We start from the raw sequence: 14913 nt of genomic DNA on the forward strand, positions 1-14913 counted from the left end.
GCCGTCTTCAAGATGAGACTTCCATGCCCCTTGAGGGTGAGAGGCTCCCAGTAGACGACTGGGTTGATAGGCCGGATGTGGAAGCAGGGACGAAAGACCTGTGCAGCTGACCGGTACTAATAAGCCGATGACTTGACAACACCCCAACCCCCAGGGTTGGAGCATGAGTGCTGTTGCTCGCGTCCACTATGTGGTTCCCGATGGACGGTCGGGACCCCGCCACCGAGCACTCGGTGGCCAGGGGATCGACGGAACATCCATAGTGTTTCGGCGGCCATAGCGAGAGGGAAANGGGAGGGGGAGGCCAGCCCGCAAGCGATTGCGGGCAGGCCTCCCCCTCTTCGCATTTCTGCGTGCTCAGCCGGCCCTCGTGCTCGAGTCCTCGCCGAGGCGGTCGACCCGCTGGTAGCGGTGCGCGCCCTCGACGCCGTCGCCGACGAGGCGCCAGGTGCCGGGGAAGTCGACGTGCGGGTTCTCGAGCAGCTCGGGGACCCCGTCGACGTCGTCGGGCAGGGACACGTCGTGGACCTCCGCGCGCGGGTCCTCGGTGCGGACGCCGGCGACGGAATCGGTGGGCAGGAACTCGACTCTGAGCGATCTGGATGCCATGTCCGGACCGTAGGGCCGTCGGCCTGCGGGCGCGCTTCGAATCACCACGCCTCGGCGAGCACCGCGCCGAACACCTCCTCCCGGTCCGCGGTCAGGCCGCGTCCGCGGAACCAGTCGCACACGTTCACGACGTCGCGGTGCAGGAAGTCCGCTCCGAGCGGGTTCGCGACGAGGTCGACGATCTGCGGCAGGTCGATCACGACGACTCGTCCGTTATGGACGAGGAGGTTGTACGCCGACAGGTCCCCGTGGGCGAAGCCCCCGCGGGCGAAGGCGGAGAGGATGGCGCGGACCTGGGCGAACAGATCCTCCAGGTCGGCGCCGCGCAAGCGGGTCTGGGCGAGCCGGGGCGCCGCTTCGCGGCCGTCGCCGATGAATCCCATCACCACCTCGGTGCCGCTGATCTGCACCGGGTACTGCACGGGCACGCCGGCGTTCCAGGCCCGGCACAGGGCGTCGAACTCGGCGATCGCCCAGTGCCCAGCGGCGACCTCGCGGCCGTAGGACGACTTCCGCGCCACGGCGCGCGCGTCGCGGGTGTTCCGCATCCGTCTGCCCTCCTCGTACGCGGAGGAGCGGTGGAACTCGCGGTGGTCGCTGCCCCGGTACCGCTTGGCGGCCAGCAGGCTGCCGGGCGTCCCGGGGACGGCCCGCTCGATCAGGAAGAGGTCCGCCTCCTTCCCGGACTTCACGATGCCGAGCTCAGTGTCGAGCGCGGCGGAGGAGGTCTCGAGCCAGTCCGGCCAGGGCCGCGGTCCTCGCTCGGTGGGGGTGGCGGCGGCCCAGGTGGACCAGCGCTGGTCGTCGTCGGGCTCGTAGTCGGGCAGCTGCCCGTCGAGCGCGAACGCGTCGAACGTCATGGGTGGTGGTCTCCGGAGAACGGGAGGCCGCCACGGTTCAGTTCAGGCGGCGACCTCGGGAAGGACGGGGGCGTGGGGGCGCGCGAAAGGGACAGCCATCGTGCTCACGCTCCTTCCGTCTCTCGGGATCGGGCTCACCATAGCTCCGCACGTCCCCGCGGGTCGACCCCTCCTCGCTGGTCGAGGTGCGAGCGCAGCGGGCCTCGAGACCACCAGGCGCCTCAGGACGACTGCAGCGCCTCCGACACCATGTCGGCGAGGCGTTCCGGGAACACCGTCTCCTCGGTCGCCCGGAGCTCCGCGAGAGTCCACCAGCGGAACCCGCTCAGGGCCCGCTGCTCGAGCTCGGTCCATCCCGCCGTCGTCGGCTCGAACGCGGGGACTCGGGCGGTGAAGTACTGCTCCCGCTGCTCGATCAGCCGGCCGTCGAAGGGGAACACGGAGGACCTGCGGGCGACCGGGCCGGTCAGCCGCTCGACGCGGTGCCCGGTCTCCTCGAACGCCTCCCGCAGCGCGGCCGTCCTCGCGTCCTCGCCCGGCTCCAGCCCGCCGCCGGGCGTCAGCCACCAGGTGCCGGCCTCCGGATCGGCGGGGTCCCCGCCGCGCACGAGCAGCACGCGGCCGTCGGGGTCGAGCAGCAGCACCCGGGCGGCGTTCCGGACCACGGGGCGCGGCGGCGTCTTCACGGCTCCACGGTACGGGCGCCGTCGGCGCCTCGGCGGGCTCCGCGGCTACTGCAGGGAGGCGGTCAGCCGGGCGACGTTGTCGAGCACGGACGAGCGCAGCGGCCGCGTCTCCCACTCGTCGAGCGTGAGTCGCCGGGCGGCACGGCGGTACCCCTCCTCGATCTGGTGGAGGTCCTGCACGAACGGTCTGCCGCGGACCATCATCGACACCTCGAGGTTGAGGGTGAACGAGCGCATGTCGAGGTTGCTGGAGCCGACCACGGCGACGTCGTCGTCGATCGTGAAGTGCTTCGCGTGGAGGATCGTCGGCTTCCGGTACATCCAGATCACGACGCCGGCCTTGAGCAGCGTCTCGTAGTAGCTGCGCTGCGCGTGGAAGACGACCGCCTGGTCGCCGATCTCGCTGACGAACAGCTCGACCTCCACGCCCCGCTGCGCCGCGGTCGTGACGGCGTAGAGCATCGAGTCGTCGGGGACGAAGTACGGGCTCACGAGCACGATGCGGCGCTGCGCGGCGTAGATGAGGCCGTTGAACAGCCGCAGGTTGTTCTCGCCCTCGAAGCCCGGCCCGCTCGGCACGATCTGGCAGTCGAGATCCTCGTCGCCCACGGGGGCGACGGACTGCCGCGCCTCCCGCTCGAGCAGCTCGTCGGTCTCCGAGAACCAGTCGGACAGGAAGATCGTGTTCAGCTCGGCGACGACCGGGCCCTCGAGCCGGACCATCAGGTCCTTCCACTGCAGACCGCGGCGGCGGTTCGTCCAGCGGTCGTAGCTGCGATCGATCATGTTCTGCGAACCCATGAAGCCGATGCGGCCGTCGACGACGAGCACCTTGCGGTGGTTGCGGAGGTCCGGGCGCTGGTAGCGGCCGCGCCACGGCTGCACGGGCAGCAGCAGATGCCACTCGGCGCCCATCGTCTTCAGCCGGCGCAGCGTGCGGCGGTAGCCGCGCACGCGGAGCGACGCGATGTGGTCGAGCAGCACCCGCACCTTCACGCCGCGGCGCACCGCGTCCTCGAGCGCGTCGAAGAAGACCGCCGTCGTCGCGTCCGCCGACAGGATGTAGAACTCCACGTGCACGAAGTGCTCCGCCGTGCGGACCGCCGCCGCCATCTCGTGGATCGAGCGGTCGTAGTCGCCGAAGAGCCGGGCCGTGTTGCCGCCGAGCAGGGGCATCGCGCCGAGCCGGCGGTTGAGCGCCGTCAGGGAGGCGAACCAGGGCGGCCACTCGGGCAGCTCCTCCGCGAGCCGGATCCCCTCCGTCGCGTTCATCACGTACCGGTTGATCTGCTGCTGCTTCCGCCGGCGGCGCCGCGGCAGCTTCGTGCTGCCGAACAGCAGGAACGCGATCACGCCCGCGTACGGGATGAAGAAGATCGCGAGCAGCCAGGCCGTCGCGGTCGCCGGTCGGCGGTTCTTCGGCACGAAGACCACCGCGAGCACCCGGATCGCGATGTCGACGGCGACGATCACGTAGGGCAGCGCCAGCGACAGACCGGCACCCATGCTGCGAGTGTATTGGCGCCCTGAAGGCCGCCCGAGCCCGAGAACGGGGGCTCGGGCGGGTCAGCGGAAGTTCACGAACTGCAGGTCGAGGTCGAGGTCCGCGCCCTTCAGCAGGGCGATCGTCGCCTGCAGGTCGTCGCGGCTCTTCGACTGCACCCGGACCTCGTCGCCCTGGATCTGCGCCTTGACGCTCTTCGGGCCCTCGTCGCGGATGAGCTTCGTGACCTTCTTGGCGTTGTCGCTGTCGATGCCGTTCTTCAGCTTCGCCTCGATCCGGAACTCCTTGCCGGAGGGGAAGGGCTCGCCCACGTCGAGCGACTTCAGCGAGATCCCGCGCTTGATGAGCTTCGACTCGAGCACGTCGAGCACGGCCTTCACCCGCTCCTCGCTCGAGGCCCTGAGCAGGAACTGCTCGCCCTTCAGCTCGAGCGAGGCGCCGACGCCCTTGAAGTCGTAGCGCTGGTCGATCTCCTTGCGGGCCTGGTTGGCGGCGTTGTCCGCCTCCATCTGGTCCACCTTGCTGACGACGTCGAACGAGCTATCGGCCATGGGCCGCGATTCTAGGAGGCCCGCCGCCCGAGCGACTGGGCCGGTCCGGCGCCCGGGCGTCGGCACGCACGGCCGCCTCGGGGTGCACGCGCTGCGCGCCCTGGACGCGTGGTTTCGCGCGCGCTCCGGCGACGGGTATCCTCGTCAGGCGCCTCGGGCCAGCCTGCACAGGCTGGCCCGAGCAGCCAGGCGGGTTACCCAAGCGGCCAAAGGGATCTGACTGTAAATCAGCCGGCTCAGCCTTCGGGGGTTCGAATCCCTCACCCGCCACGGCGAACAGCAGCCCCGGTCCACGCGAGCAGCGAGGACCGGGGCTGCTGGCGTTCGCGGGGTGCGCCTCAGCTGCGCGGTCGGCCGAGGAGGTACGAGAGCCCCATGGCGACGCTGAAGAGCAGCGACGTGACGCCGACGCGGTTGCGCCAGACGGAGGCCGGCGACTCCCGGTACGAGTAGGAGACGGGCTGGTCGCGGAACAGCTCGGCCGGCTCGTCGGTCACGGTGGAGGAGTGTACAAAACGCCCCCTGGGGGGTGCGCGCCGTCGGGTGCGCCGCACGCCTCCTCGTGCAACCCGGAGCGGCTGCTGCGACGCCGCGCGGCGTCGCACGAGCCGCTCCGCGTCGCACGAGCGGATCGATCCGACCGGAGGGAGCGGGATCGACTCCTCCCCAGGCGGCAGCGCGTCGGCACGGCCGGGAGGTCGTCAGGATGCCCGCGTGAACCCGTGGCAGCTCGAGATCATCGTCGTCCGCGAGGGCTCGCACGGCGGCGGCGAGCGACGGGAGCTGACCCGGGACGTCGGACGCGGGCTGCTGGTGCGACTGCGGCAGGGGGCCTACGTCGAGCGGGAGGCGTTCGCCGCGATGACGCCCGAGGACCAGCACCTCGTGCGGATGCGCGCCTTCGCGGCGGTCGCCCGCGGCCCCGTGGTGTTCTCCGCCTTCTCCGCGGCCGTGGCGCACGGCCTGCCGGTGCTCCGAGCGCGCCTCGCCTCGGTGCACACGGCCGTCGGCGATCGCCGTGAGCGCGGGCAGGAGGGCGTGACGGCGCACCTGCTGCCCGTGACCGCGCCGGAGGTGGTCCGGATCGGCGGGATCCTCGTCACCTCGATCGCCCGGACGGTCGTCGACATCGCCGGCGGCGCACCCTTCGACGAGGGCGTGATGGCCGCCGACGCCGCGTTGCGCCTGGGGACGGTGCGCGAGGAGCTCGAGGCGGCGCACGACCTGGTGGCACCGCGGCGGGCCGCCCGGCGGATCCGAGAGGTCGTCGCCTTCGCCCACCCCGGCGGGGAGTCCGCGGCCGAGTCGGGCAGTCGCGCGCTGATGCTGCGGCTCGGGATCGCGCCTCCACGCCTCCAGCACCGGCTCGTGCTCGACGACGGCAGCGAGGTGTTCCTCGACTTCCTGTTCGCGCAGGTCCGGGTCGGCGGCGAGGCCGACGGCGACGTGAAGTACCTCGACCCGCGGCTCGCTCCGGCGGGTGCGGGCCGGGCGGTGGTGAAGGAGAAGCGACGCGAGGACGAGGTCCGGACGCGGGTGGCCGGCCTCGCGCGCTGGGGCTGGGCGGAGTCACGGCGGCCTGACCTCCTCCGCCGCGTCCTGCAGCGCGTGGGCGTGGAGCCGTCGGTGCCGCGCGCGACGCTCGCCGACTACGCCGCGCTCGCTCGAGGTGCGCGCCCGAGCTTCGTCGTGCGACGCGGAGCGGCTCGTGTGACGCCGCGCGGCGTCGCATGAGCCGCGGAGCGGTGCACGAGGCGCGAGGTCAGCCCGGGACGACCTCCGTCACCAGACCGGCCCGGTCGGTGACGAGGGTGATGCGGTCCGGCCGGTACTCGAGGGTCAGCACCACGTCCGGTCCCGCGATGCGGGGGCGGAGCCCCGCGTCCTCCACCTCCTGCTCGGCGGCGGCCGAGGGGAGCCCGACGAGGGCGGCGGAGTGCTCCGCCGCCCAGGTCCTGGGGTCGCTCGTCATCAGTCCGCCGGTCCCGCGGTCAGCGTCACCGTCGCGGTCCGGCTGCCGCCGTCGGCGTCGGTCCAGGTGATCGTCACCCGATCGCTCGGCGCGTGCTGCTTGATCGCGGCGGACAGCGCGTCGCTCGCCGAGATCGTCGTGCCGTCCACCTTCGTGATCACGTCGCCCTTCGCGAGGGCGGTGTCCGCGGCGGCGGTGCCCGAGAGCACCTCGCCGACCACCGCGCGGTCGGTCTCGGTCGGGTCGAGCGAGACGCCGAGGAAGGCGGGCAGGCCGATCGTGATCTCGCTCGTGTCGTCGCCGGCGACGATCTGCCGCGCGATGCCGAGCGCCGCGTCGATCGGGATCGCGTAGCCCGTCACGTCGGCGGAGCCGGAGGACGCCGCCGTCGTCACGCCCACGACGTCGCCGTCCTCGTTCTCCACCGCGCCGCCCGAGTCGCCGGAGACGACGTCGGCGCTGATCTCGATGAGGTCGTGCAGCGTCTCGCCCTGCGCGGAGCCCTCGCTGGAGGTGGTGATGGTCTGCCCGAGCGCGCTGACCTCGCCCGTCGCCGCGCTCAGCGTCCCGGTGCCGTTCGCGTTGCCCACCGCGGTCACCCCGTCGCCGACCGACGGGTCGCTCGTCGCGATGTCCGCAGGAGTCAAGCCGGAGGCGTCCTCGAGCTGCAGCACCGCGACGTCCTTCGTCGCGTTCGTGCCCACGACCTTCGCCGCGTAGCTGCGCCCCGTCGACTCGTCCGTGACCTCGATCGCGGTGGAGCCGTCGATCACGTGGTTGTTCGTCAGGATGCGCCCGTTCGACGTGAGGATGATCCCGGTGCCGGCCGCCTCCCCGCTCTCGTAGCCCAGCTGCGAGACGATCGTGACGAGACCCTTCACCTGGGCGGCCGTCGCGGTGGTCGAGCCGCTGTCGGAGGATCCGGACGAGCCCTGGCCGCTCTGACCGCCCTGCGAGCCCTGCCCGAACCGGCCGAAGCCGCCCTGCGAGCCGCCGAAGCCCTGACCGCCGAAGCCCTGCGAGCCGTTCGTGCCGCCCTGCGCGCCCGTCCCGCCCTGGCCGGAGGAGAAGCCCGAGCCGCCGTCGGCGCTCGTCGCGGTGGTGCTGCGCGCGAGCGCGAGCGACGCGACTGCTCCGCCTCCGGCGCCCGCCGTGAAGATCACGGCGGCGGCGATGCCGAGCGCCGCGAACCGGTGGTGCTTGCGGCGGGCCTGCTCGGTGCCGTCCGATGCGGCCGTGTCCGCGACGGGGGCGTCCGCGGCTGCGGCGGTCGGCCCGGTCGGGAGGGGCGCGGTCGCGTCCGCGCTGGGAGCCTCGGGGTGCGCGGCGTCCGCCGCAGGACGACGCTCGTCGTCGGGCGCGACGTCGAAGGGGTTCTGGTCGTTCACGGACCCCATGCAACGCCTCCCTCCGAAGAGCGCCTCCTGCGCCCGCCATGCGTCCCGCTGGAGTCCGCTGGGAGGACCCTATGAAGCGGTGGTCGCCCTGCCCGGCGGCGCGGAAGCGGGTACGGCAGGCTTGCCGCATGGCTCACGAGGAACTGCTCGAGATCGCCCGCTCCGTGGCGGAGGAGGCCGGCGCGCTCGCCGCCCGGCTCCGGCGGGAGGGCGTGGAGGTCGCGGCCACGAAGTCGTCGCCCATCGACATCGTCACGGCGGCGGACCGCGCGACCGAGGACCTGATCCGCGGCCGCCTCGCGGCGCTCCGGCCGGCAGACGGCTTCCTCGGCGAGGAGTCCGGCGGCGAGGCCGGCACGAGCGGGCTCACCTGGGTGGTCGACCCCATCGACGGCACGGTCAACTACCTCTACGACCTGCCGAACTGGTCGGTGTCGATCGCGGTCGTCGAGGGCGACCCGGACCCGGAGACCTGGACGGCGCTCGCCGGCGCGGTCGCCGCGCCGCAGCTCGGCGAGCTCTACACCGCCTCCGCGGGCGGGGGCGCCTTCGTGGGGGACCGGCGGCTGCAGGTGCGGGAGGCGGTCCCGCTGAACCGCGCGCTGGTCGCCACCGGCTTCCACTACACGCAGGAGATCCGCACGAATCAGGCGCGGGTCGCGCAGCCGCTGCTCGCGCGCGTGCGGGACCTGCGGCGCGCGGGCGGCGCGGCGATCGACCTCGCCTACGTCGCCGCGGGTCGCATCGACGCCTACTTCGAGCAGGGCCTGAACCCGTGGGACCAGGCGGCCGGCGCCCTGCTCGTGCGCGAGGCGGGCGGCGTCGTCCGCGGCCTCGACTCTCCGGCGGCGAACCACCGCATGACCATCGCCGGCCAGGCCGACGTCGTCGACGAGCTGCTCGCCTCGCTCCGGGAGCTCGGCGCCTGAGCGCGCTCCGAGCCGGCGGCCCTACTGTCGGCGCGATGAGGAAGCACCCGGAGGATCCGATCCAGTCCGACCCCGAGGCCGACCCGTCGGAGCGGTACGACACCGACTACAGCCCCTCCAGCGAGCGCGAGACGGAGGAGCTGCAGGACGACCAGGACGACAGCCCGGCCCTGCAGGACCCGGACATCGACCGGTCGGCGATCCGGCTGCTGCCCGGCACGGGCGACTACACGGACGACGGCGACGTCGACGTGGATCCCGGCGAGATCCACATGCCGCGGCTCCCCGGCCGCTCGGACGACCGCCCGCCCGCCTGACCCGCAGCGCTCGCGCAGGGTCCGCCCTGCAGCATGGTGCGTCCGCTCGGACGGGAAGGAGGAGGCGGGTGTCGACGACGGATCTGACCGCGGCGCGGCTCACGCGCCCCGGCCCGGACGGCGCGCGCATCCTCCTCCTCGCCGGTCGCACCTGGCTCGAGGCGACGGGCTCGGCCGATGAGCACCGCGCGCCCGTCCGCCTGCTCGACCGGCTCTGGCTCTCCACGCGTCGCGGCATCGAGCTCGACGTGGTCTGCGGCGTGGGCAGGGTCCTCAAGCTCCTCGGCTCGTTCGGCGGGGCCTGGAACATGGCGGCCTACGACGCCGTGGTGCTGCTCCCGGATCTCGGCGGCTCGCCGCTCTCCGCGCGCGTGCAGCGCGTCATCGAGCGGATCGCCCGGGTCACCCGCGTGCTCGGCGTGTCCGACGGCGCCATCTGCAGCGGCCCGGCCACCACGGTCGCCGTCGGCTCGGTCATCGGCTGGGACGAGATCCGGATCGCGCCGCGGCCGGGCGAGTGCCCCGCCGGCCTCGTCGCCGACCGAGTGGGCGCCGCGCTGCTCGGCGTGCTCGACCGCCCCGCGATCGCTCCCGTCGAGCCCGTCGTGCACGACAGCGTCGCCGAGCACCTGCAGCGCATCGCCGCCATCGCCTCCTCGGCCCTGCTCGTCGGGTCCGCCGCGATCGCGGTGCTCGTCGGCGGCCGCACGCGCACGCTCGCCGCCGTGGGCCCCGCGCTCACCGACCAGGCGTGCGTCCGCGCCGCCGCCGTCCGCCCGCTCGTCGTCCTCGACACGCTCGCCGACGCCGGACCCGCGCGCGACGTCCGCCCGGGCGGCGGCGTGCGCTTCTTCGCCGCGCACCCGCTCGAGCTCGCCGACGGCTCCGCGATGGGCACGCTGTCCGTCTTCGACCGGGAGCCCCGCTGCGAGGACGAGTTCGATCCCGAGATCCTGCGGGACCTCGCGCTGCTCGCGAGCGCCGAGCTGCAGTACGCAGGCGCCCCGGCCTGACCCGTCCGGCGCGGAGGTCGGCTCCGCGGATGTGTGACGATGCTGGAGCCGGGACCACCCGTCCGGTGCCGCACCGTCCGAGGACCGCTCGATGCCCCGAACCGAACCGCCCGCCGTCGCGGGCCGGTACCGCATCGGCGAGGTGATCGGCCGCGGCGGCCGCGCGACCGTCTACGAGGCCCAGGACCCGCTGCTCGGGCGGAAGGTGGCGCTGAAGCTCTTCACGGCGACCGCGACGTCGCCCGAGGAGGTCCGCCTGCAGGAGGCGGAGGCGCGCCTCGTCGCCGGTCTCGACCACTTCGCGCTGACGACGCTGTTCGACGCGGGCGTCGACACCAGCGACCCCGAGGGCCCCCGCATCTTCCTCGTGATGGAGCGCGTGGCCGGCACCGACCTGCGCCGCCGGCTGCGCGAGGGGCCGCTGACCCCGGGCCAGACCGCGACGCTCGGGTCCGACCTGGCGCAGGGCCTCGAAGCCGTCCACGACGCGGGCTTCCTCCACCGGGACATCAAGCCGGCGAACGTGCTCCTCGCCCGGCGGGGCCCCTCCTCCCGCATCCGCGGGAAGCTGACCGACTTCGGCATCGCCACGATCATCGGCGGCGCGGCCGAGGGGGAGTTCACGACCGGCACCGCCGCCTACCTCGCCCCCGAGCAGGTGCTCGGGCAGGACCCGACGCCCGCCTGGGACGTCTACGCCCTCGGGCTCGTGCTGCTCGAGGCGGTCACGGGCGCGGTCGTCTTCCCGGGCGGCGTCGACGAGTCGGCCCTCGCCCGCCTCGACCGCGACCCCGAGATCCCCGACTCGGTGCCCGAGGTGCTCGCGCGGGCGCTCGCGGCGATGACGGCCCGTGACCCCGCCGATCGGCCCACCGCCGCCGAGGCCTCCGTGGCACTGCAGGACGCGTTCGTCGCCGGGCTCGTCGAGGCGCGTCGGGTGGACCCGGACGTGCTGACGGACGCCGAGCCCGAGCGGCTCGCGGCCGTGCGGCGGGTCAGCGTGCTCGACACCCGGACCGACGAGGCCGTCGAGCGGATCGTGCGCCTCGCCCGACGCCTGCTCGACGTGCCGCTCGTGCTGGTCTCGATCGTCGACGGCGACCGCGAGTGGTTCCTGTCCCACCGCGGGCTCGAGCTCGCGCAGGTGCCGCGGAACGCCTCGTTCGCCGCGGAGACCGTGACCTCCGGGACCGGCTGGACCGCCCCCGACCTGACGGCGGACGAGCGCGCCGACGGCCACCCCCTGCTCGAGGCCGACCCGCAGCTGCGCGCGTACGCGGCGGCGCCGCTGACCACCTTCGACGGGCACACCATCGGGGCGATCGCGGCGCTCGACCGGCGCGTGCGGACGTTCACGGAGGAGGAGACGGCGGATCTCGCCGACCTCGCCGCGGTGACGATGCGCGAGCTCGACCTCCGCCTGCTCGGCCGGCGCGTCCTCTTCGACCGCTGACCCGTCAGCGCAGCGGCACCGCTGAGGCGGCGGGCGGCGCGGTCGATGCGCGGACGACGAAGCGCGTCGACAGCTCCTCGTGCGGCGGCTGCGCGCCCTCGTCCTGGCGTGCGAGCCGGAGGAGCATCCGCACCGCGGCCGCGCCCAGGTCCGCGATCGGCTGCCGCACCGTCGTCAGCGGCGGCGCCGCCCAGGTCGCCTCGGGCAGGTCGTCGAAGCCGATCACGCTGAGGTCGTCCGGCACCCGGAGGCCGACCCGGTGCGCCGCGTCGTACACGCCGATTGCCGTGAGGTCGCTGCAGCAGAAGACGGCGGTCGGCCGGTCGGCGCGCGCGAGCATCGGCTCGGCGACCGCGGCGGCGTCCTCGCGGCGCCAGTCCGCGTAGCCGACGTCGACCAGGGCCGCGCCCGGGGTCGACGCGAGGCCCGACCGGAAGCCGTCGATGCGGGCCTGGCTGTAGCGGTGCGTGCGGCCGCCGCCGATCGCGGCGAACCGGCGATGGCCCAGCCCGATCAGGTGCTCGGCGGCGGACCGCCCGCCCTCCCAGTTGGTCACCCCGACGCTGGCCGCGTGCTCGGGCGGCCGGCTCATCGGGTCCATCAGCACGAAGCGCCGGCCCGCGGCATGGAGCACGTCGAGCTGCGCGGGCGTGGGGTCGACGAGCGCGATCACCGCACCGGCCGAGCTGCGCCGCAGGACCCGCTGCACCCATGCCCCGTCGCGGCGCGCGATCGTCAGCACGACGTCGTGGTCCATCGCCGTGGCGGCCTCCTCGACGCCGCCGAGGGCCTGGTGCACCCAGCTGCCGTGCACGTCGCTCAGCACGAAGTCGACCATCGCGGGCTCGAGGCCGCGCGCGGGCCGGCCGGGGCGGGGGACGTACCCCGTCTCGCGCACGGCCTCCATGACCGCGCTCCTGGTCGCCGCGGAGACGTCCGTGCCGCCCCGCAGCACCTTCGACACGGTGGGCACGCTCGTGCCGGCCAGCGCGGCGACGTCGGCGAGCGTGCGGCGGCGGTCGTCGACCGGCGGGGGTGCGGACACGGCAGCACTCTAGGGGTGGAGTTGCGCAACTCGAAGAAGCGGCGTGGATCCTTGTGCCGGGTGATCCCGCCATGCATCATCGGTGGACCAAGCATCGTCCGGCCTGTTGTTGCGCAAGTCGGCGGAGATCGTCAGCGAAGGCGCTGGCGGGAGGAGGCGGCATGTCGACGACGACCACGCAGATCTCGAGGCGCGCGTTCGCCGCACTCGCCGGGAGCGCCTTCGCGACGCTCGGCCTGGCGGCGTGCTCGAGCGGGGGCGGCGGCGCGAGCGGCCCGATCAAGTTCTGGAACATGCCCTGGGGCGCGCCCGCGTTCGCGACGCTCGACAAGAAGATCACCGAGGCGTACAAGCCGTCGGGGAAGCTGCCCGACGCCGTGTACCAGTCGGTGCAGTGGCAGGCCTTCACGCAGACGTTCTCGACGGCCGTCGCCTCCAACACCGGGCCGGCGGTCAGCAGCGGCAGCGGCACGCAGGCCTTCTCGTTCGCCAAGCAGGGCAAGATCGCGTACGCGGACCACCTGCTCGACTCCTGGAAGTCGAACGGCATCTACGACGACTTCCTGCCCGGGATCCTCGACACGATGAAGACGCCGAAGGGCTACGCGGCGGTGCCCTACAACCTCGACATGCGGGTGCTCTGGTACTCGAAGTCCCTGCTCGAGAAGGCCGGGGCGGACGTGCCGACCGACTGGCAGTCCAACCTCGACGCGTGCGCCGCGCTGAAGAAGATCGGCGTCTACGGGTTCGGCCTGAGCGCCGGGGCGCAGGGGAACGCGTTCCAGGCGATCGTCAGCCTGATGATCAACAACGGCGGCGGCATCTTCGACGAGGAGCAGAAGCCGAACCTCCTCACCCCCGCCAACATCCAGGCGATCGAGTACGTGCAGGAGCTCGTCCGCAAGGGCTACGCCGACCCGAAGAGCACCGGCTACTCGACCTCGAACACCCAGGCGCAGTGGAAGGCCGGCAAGTTCGGCATGCAGATCGAGGCCCCGGGCCTCGCGGCCAACCTCGGCGGCTCGCTGCTGACCGACGTGGTGGTGGGCGAGCCGCTGACCGCCGCGGCCGGCACGAAGGGGACGCTGTCGTTCCCGAACAACATCATGATGTACACGAACACCCCGACCCAGAAGGGATCGGAGGCGTTCCTGACCTACTACTACAAGGCGATGGCCCCGCTGTGGACGCAGAAGACCGGCGTCGGCCTGCCCGTGCTGAAGTCGATCGCCGAGACGCCCGAGTTCCGCTCCGACGCGAACGCGGCGAAGATCGTGGACGTCTGGCAGCCGGTCGCGAAGACCTGGGCCGCCCCGGGCGGCGCGGCCCTGTTCGCGAACGTCACGACGGTCGACAGCACCACGCCGATGACGAACTTCGCGCAGACGGTGGTCGCGGCGAAGACGTCGCCGAAGGACGCGTTGACGACCCTGCAGAAGGCGCTGGTCGCGGCGATCGCCCGCTGATCGTCGCGCCCAGCCCGGTGGCGGGATGATTCGTGCCGTGTACACGGATCTCCCGCTCGCCGAGCTGCAGTCGCTCCGCACCTCCGCCGTCGCCCCGGACGACCTCGACGCCTTCTGGCGCCGCACCGTCGACGCGTCCCGGGCGAAGGCGGCGCCGCCCGTCGTGGTGCCGGTGGACACCGGGCTGACGACCCTCGACGTGTTCGACGTGACCTTCTCGGGCTTCGAGGGGCAGCCGATCCGCGCGTGGCTGCGCGTCCCCGCGGGCGCGACGGGGCCGCTGCCGACGGTCGTGCAGTACGTGGGGTACGGCGGCGGCCGGGGGCACGCCGTCGACGAGCTGCAGCTCGCCTCCGCCGGGTTCGCGCACCTGCACATGGACACCCGCGGGCAGGGGTCGGGCTGGAGCCCGGGGGACACCCCGGACGTCGCGCCCGACACCGGCGCGCAGGCTCCGGGCGTCATGACCCGCGGCATCGGCTCGCCCGAGACCTACTACTACCGGCGCCTCATGACCGACGCGGTGCTGGCCGTCGACGCGGCGAGGCAGCTGGAGCAGGTCGACGGCGACCGGATCGCCGTGAAGGGCGGGAGCCAGGGCGGGGCGCTCGCGATCGCGGCCAGCGCCTTCTCGCCGCACGTCAAGGCGGCGCTCGTGCGCGTGCCGTTCCTCGCGGACTTCCCCCGGGCGATCGTCATCACGGACGCCTACCCGTTCCGCGAGGTCACCGACTGGCTGCGCATCCACCGCGGCCGCGCCGACGAGGCGCTGTCGACCCTCGCCTACTTCGACTCGTCCCTGCTCGCGCAGCGCGCGTCGGTGCCGGGCGACTTCACGGTCGGGCTCATGGACGAGATCACGCCGCCCTCCACCGTCTACGCGGCGTACAACGCCTGGGCGGGCGAGAAGCAGATGACGGTCTGGCAGTACAACGGCCACGACGGCGGCGGCCTCGACGACCTCCCCCGCGAGCTCGACTTCCTGCGACGCCACCTCGCCTGACGCCGGGGGCGTCGTGGGCACCCGCTTGCGTCGGTGCACGCTTCCGTCGTCGACTGTTCACACGGTGTCGGCAGGCTCCGGCTCGAGGACCGGAGCGCCTCCGGGAGG

The 14913-nt window shown here is 73.3% G+C and carries 16 protein-coding genes, 1 tRNA gene and 1 rRNA gene; 9 read left to right on the forward strand and 9 right to left on the reverse strand.

Annotation, left to right across the window (positions count from 1 at the left end; all coding sequences use genetic code 11):
- A 23S ribosomal RNA gene (locus D1781_RS15600) occupies positions 1-140 on the forward strand; the annotation flags it as partial.
- A gap of 217 nt (positions 141-357) precedes the next feature.
- On the opposite strand, the gene D1781_RS15605 is transcribed toward D1781_RS15600, so the two are convergent.
- The 5 genes from D1781_RS15605 to D1781_RS15625 all read right to left on the reverse strand — a co-directional run bounded on the left by D1781_RS15605 (position 358) and on the right by D1781_RS15625 (position 4210).
- Positions 358-609 (reverse strand): hypothetical protein, encoded by a 252-nt coding sequence (locus D1781_RS15605; RefSeq protein ID WP_119483416.1) that lies wholly within the window; start codon positions 607-609, stop codon positions 358-360.
- A gap of 41 nt (positions 610-650) precedes the next feature.
- Complete coding sequence (locus D1781_RS15610; protein ID WP_119483418.1) at positions 651-1469, reverse strand: serine protein kinase RIO; 819 nt, start codon at positions 1467-1469, stop codon at positions 651-653.
- Between the two features lie 221 nt (positions 1470-1690).
- Entirely contained in the window at positions 1691-2155 is a 465-nt protein-coding gene (locus tag D1781_RS15615) for an NUDIX hydrolase (RefSeq protein WP_119483420.1), read from the reverse strand.
- A 45-nt stretch (positions 2156-2200) separates the two neighbouring features.
- On the reverse strand, positions 2201-3661 hold the full coding sequence (cls, locus tag D1781_RS15620; protein WP_119483422.1) for a cardiolipin synthase: 1461 nt from the start codon (positions 3659-3661) through the stop codon (positions 2201-2203).
- A gap of 60 nt (positions 3662-3721) precedes the next feature.
- Positions 3722-4210, reverse strand: a complete 489-nt coding sequence (locus D1781_RS15625; RefSeq protein ID WP_119483424.1) for a YajQ family cyclic di-GMP-binding protein — start codon at positions 4208-4210, stop codon at positions 3722-3724.
- A 188-nt stretch (positions 4211-4398) separates the two neighbouring features.
- Between D1781_RS15625 and D1781_RS15630 the strand changes: the two genes are divergently transcribed.
- Positions 4399-4480: transfer RNA gene (locus D1781_RS15630), tRNA-Tyr, on the forward strand.
- A 68-nt stretch (positions 4481-4548) separates the two neighbouring features.
- On the opposite strand, the gene D1781_RS17640 is transcribed toward D1781_RS15630, so the two are convergent.
- Positions 4549-4707 (reverse strand): hypothetical protein, encoded by a 159-nt coding sequence (locus D1781_RS17640; protein ID WP_158590134.1) that lies wholly within the window; start codon positions 4705-4707, stop codon positions 4549-4551.
- A 217-nt stretch (positions 4708-4924) separates the two neighbouring features.
- On the opposite strand from D1781_RS17640, the gene D1781_RS15635 reads away from it, so the two are divergent.
- Positions 4925-5944 (forward strand): hypothetical protein, encoded by a 1020-nt coding sequence (locus D1781_RS15635; protein WP_119483426.1) that lies wholly within the window; start codon positions 4925-4927, stop codon positions 5942-5944.
- Positions 5945-5972: 28 nt separating this feature from the next.
- Here the strand turns inward: D1781_RS15635 and D1781_RS15640 are convergent, their stop codons facing one another.
- A complete protein-coding gene (locus tag D1781_RS15640; protein ID WP_119483428.1) occupies positions 5973-6182 on the reverse strand; it encodes a hypothetical protein in 210 nt (69 codons plus the stop codon).
- On the reverse strand, positions 6182-7570 hold the full coding sequence (locus D1781_RS15645) for a S1C family serine protease (RefSeq protein ID WP_147392124.1): 1389 nt from the start codon (positions 7568-7570) through the stop codon (positions 6182-6184). The genes D1781_RS15640 and D1781_RS15645 overlap by 1 nt, the downstream gene beginning before the upstream one ends.
- 137 nt (positions 7571-7707) lie before the next feature.
- Between D1781_RS15645 and D1781_RS15650 the strand changes: the two genes are divergently transcribed.
- The 4 genes from D1781_RS15650 to D1781_RS15665 all read left to right on the forward strand — a co-directional run bounded on the left by D1781_RS15650 (position 7708) and on the right by D1781_RS15665 (position 11291).
- On the forward strand, positions 7708-8508 hold the full coding sequence (locus D1781_RS15650; protein ID WP_119483431.1) for an inositol monophosphatase family protein: 801 nt from the start codon (positions 7708-7710) through the stop codon (positions 8506-8508).
- A gap of 35 nt (positions 8509-8543) precedes the next feature.
- Positions 8544-8825: a hypothetical protein gene (locus D1781_RS15655; protein WP_119483433.1), complete on the forward strand. Its 282-nt coding sequence runs from the start codon at positions 8544-8546 to the stop codon at positions 8823-8825.
- Positions 8826-8893: 68 nt separating this feature from the next.
- Entirely contained in the window at positions 8894-9838 is a 945-nt protein-coding gene (locus tag D1781_RS15660) for a hypothetical protein (protein ID WP_119483435.1), read from the forward strand.
- Between the two features lie 91 nt (positions 9839-9929).
- Positions 9930-11291, forward strand: coding sequence for a protein kinase domain-containing protein (locus D1781_RS15665; protein WP_119483437.1), 1362 nt, complete (start codon positions 9930-9932; stop codon positions 11289-11291).
- Between the two features lie 4 nt (positions 11292-11295).
- Here the strand turns inward: D1781_RS15665 and D1781_RS15670 are convergent, their stop codons facing one another.
- Positions 11296-12336, reverse strand: a complete 1041-nt coding sequence (locus D1781_RS15670; RefSeq protein WP_119483438.1) for a LacI family DNA-binding transcriptional regulator — start codon at positions 12334-12336, stop codon at positions 11296-11298.
- Between the two features lie 161 nt (positions 12337-12497).
- On the opposite strand from D1781_RS15670, the gene D1781_RS15675 reads away from it, so the two are divergent.
- Positions 12498-13802, forward strand: a complete 1305-nt coding sequence (locus D1781_RS15675; protein WP_119483440.1) for an ABC transporter substrate-binding protein — start codon at positions 12498-12500, stop codon at positions 13800-13802.
- A 37-nt stretch (positions 13803-13839) separates the two neighbouring features.
- A complete protein-coding gene (locus D1781_RS15680) occupies positions 13840-14805 on the forward strand; it encodes an acetylxylan esterase (protein WP_119483442.1) in 966 nt (321 codons plus the stop codon).
- The last annotated feature ends 108 nt before the right edge of the window (positions 14806-14913 follow it).

Source organism: Amnibacterium setariae, from assembly GCF_003581425.1.
Lineage (GTDB): Bacteria > Actinomycetota > Actinomycetes > Actinomycetales > Microbacteriaceae > Amnibacterium > Amnibacterium setariae.

Coding starts and splice junctions, on each gene's coding strand:
- D1781_RS15605 (WP_119483416.1), bottom strand. CDS start 609: ATGGCATCCAGATCGCTCAGAGTCGAGTTCCTGCCCACCGATTCCGTC.
- D1781_RS15610 (WP_119483418.1), bottom strand. CDS start 1,469: ATGACGTTCGACGCGTTCGCGCTCGACGGGCAGCTGCCCGACTACGAG.
- cls (WP_119483422.1), bottom strand. CDS start 3,661: ATGGGTGCCGGTCTGTCGCTGGCGCTGCCCTACGTGATCGTCGCCGTC.
- D1781_RS15625 (WP_119483424.1), bottom strand. CDS start 4,210: ATGGCCGATAGCTCGTTCGACGTCGTCAGCAAGGTGGACCAGATGGAG.
- D1781_RS15640 (WP_119483428.1), bottom strand. CDS start 6,182: ATGACGAGCGACCCCAGGACCTGGGCGGCGGAGCACTCCGCCGCCCTC.
- D1781_RS15650 (WP_119483431.1), top strand. CDS start 7,708: ATGGCTCACGAGGAACTGCTCGAGATCGCCCGCTCCGTGGCGGAGGAG.
- D1781_RS15655 (WP_119483433.1), top strand. CDS start 8,544: ATGAGGAAGCACCCGGAGGATCCGATCCAGTCCGACCCCGAGGCCGAC.
- D1781_RS15665 (WP_119483437.1), top strand. CDS start 9,930: ATGCCCCGAACCGAACCGCCCGCCGTCGCGGGCCGGTACCGCATCGGC.
- D1781_RS15675 (WP_119483440.1), top strand. CDS start 12,498: ATGTCGACGACGACCACGCAGATCTCGAGGCGCGCGTTCGCCGCACTC.